2 protein-coding genes and 1 pseudogene are annotated in these 1,914 nt (G+C 68.3%); all 3 read right to left on the reverse strand.

Annotation, left to right across the window (positions count from 1 at the left end):
• A pseudogene (locus E1298_RS52090) lies at positions 1-416 on the reverse strand (ISAzo13-like element transposase-related protein); the annotation flags it as partial.
• Between the two features lie 85 nt (positions 417-501).
• Positions 502-960 carry a class I SAM-dependent methyltransferase gene (locus E1298_RS50015; protein WP_207945278.1) on the reverse strand — a complete coding sequence of 153 codons (459 nt, stop codon included), beginning with the start codon at positions 958-960 and terminating at the stop codon, positions 502-504.
• On the reverse strand, positions 914-1,711 hold the full coding sequence (fxlM, locus tag E1298_RS46545; protein ID WP_207945279.1) for a methyltransferase, FxLD system: 798 nt from the start codon (positions 1,709-1,711) through the stop codon (positions 914-916). Before fxlM ends, E1298_RS50015 begins: the two co-directional genes overlap by 47 nt.
• Positions 1,712-1,914 lie beyond the last annotated feature (203 nt).

The following is a 1,914-nucleotide window of genomic DNA, read 5'->3' on the forward strand; positions in this document are numbered from 1 at the left end:
GTGGGTCCGCCGACGGGGCCGGGTGAGGGTTGCGGCGAGATCGGGGGTGGCGAAGGCCAGCAGGGGCATGGTTCGGGGAGCGTGGTAGCTGAGGGTGTTGCGGTCTCTGCCAAGTAGCCGGGCGGCCAGGGTGAGTGTGACGGTGTTGCGGTGGCTCAGGACAGCTGGATGAGTGAGCAGATAGGTGGCCTCGGCCGAGATCGGGGCCACTTCGCCTGTTCCGGTTCAGCTAGTGGCGCCGTGCTGGGGTCTTAGGGGGCGATGGTGTAGTTCCACTCGCCGTGGAAGTCGTCGCGCTGGACACGCTGCTGGATGGCCTCGCGTTCGTCCTTGGTGAACGTGCGGCTGGTGGGGTACTCGTTGTCGTCCAGAACGGCGCTGACGGTCAGCCCGGTGCTGGTTCGGGTGGCCGAGATGGGTGGCGGATGTGCTGTCGATTCGGGGGACATGAAGCCTCCTTGACGAGGTTTCCCGAGCGCCTGGCCGTCAGAGCCCGGTGGTCTAACTCCAAGTGATCGCAACTGCGCCGTGCCGCTTGGAGATGAGCGGGGTGGCCGGCTCGGCGCGGTCAGAATCGGCGGGGATGTAGCGGATGGTGGCAGCGCCTGGACGGCGATGGTCGTGCGCCCAGCGGCGCAGCAGCTCCACGTACTCCTCAGAGACCTGCTCGGCGGCGGGCCCGTGGGCGACCGCGCCGGACTCGAAGTCGCCCATCTCTGGGTTGCGGCGCTTGACGCGGTAGGCGAAGGAGCCGCCGCGGACCAGGGCGGGCACGCCCTGGCCCGCCGACGCGTCGAAGACACCCTGCTCGATCAGCGTTTGGCGGGCGTGCAGCATCACCATCTGCGGGCCGCTGGACAACAGGAACAACTGCAGTTCATCGGGCAGGTCGAATACCGCCCCCGACCCGCGCTCAAGCCGCGGGGACTCCAGCGCGGCCCGCAGCGCAGCGACGTCCACCGGGTGCGCCGTCGTCCACGCGCAGTCCCCAGCTCTCGCCCTCGCCGATGGCGACGACGCGCTCGTGGTGCTCCCCGGCGCCCTGCATCGGCACGAAACCCGACAGCTGGTAGGAGACGCTGACCAGGTCATCGCCGTCGGCCTCGAACGCGATCGAGCGGGTGATCCCCTTCAGCCGCAGCGGGACGATCAGCCGGTCACCGGTGGCCAACTGCCACCGCCACGCCGAGGGAACGTCCCAGCTTCCGCACGTGACGATGATCCGGTCGAAGACGTCGTGGCCGGGCACGCCGTGCTCGGCGTCGCCCAGCACGATCTGGACACGCTCGTAGCCGGTCGCCTCCAGGCAGGCGCGGGCACGTGCGGTGATCTCGGGGTCGATGTCGATGGAGACGACCTCACCGTCAGGGCCGACCAGCTCGGCGATCAGAGCGGCGTTGTAGCCGCCACTGCCGATCTCCAGCACCCGCATGCCCGCACTGATCTCGGCCTGCTCCAGCATGACCGACTGGATGTGCGCCGATGACAGCGAGCTGAGGGCCGCGCCGCCACCGTCGCGTTTGATGACCACGGCCTGGTCGGCGGCGTAAGCCGCCTCCAGCGGCTGGCCGGGCACGAACCGGTGCCGCGGCACCGTACCGACCGCCCGAGCGACACGCTCGGAGGTGATCGCCCTCAGGGCGCGCAGCTCTGTCACCATCGCGGCCCGCAAGGCAGGCGAGAAGTCCTCCGGATCACGAACTGTAGTCATGCAAGCACTCTATTCAGTGGTCGGGTCGGTGCCGTTTGATGCTTCATCGACGGGGCGGCGGTCGCCTGCTCGTGTGGGGCCTTCCCCCTGAAGTGTGGACATCTCGAGGCCTGGATCATGGATCCAGGGAAGGAGGTGTCTTTGATGGCGCTGAAGCACTATCCGGAGGAGTTCAAGACCGACGCGGTGGCGTTGTTCTTGTC

It is taken from the genome of Actinomadura rubrisoli, from assembly GCF_004349215.1.
GTDB classification, from domain to species: domain Bacteria; phylum Actinomycetota; class Actinomycetes; order Streptosporangiales; family Streptosporangiaceae; genus Spirillospora; species Spirillospora rubrisoli.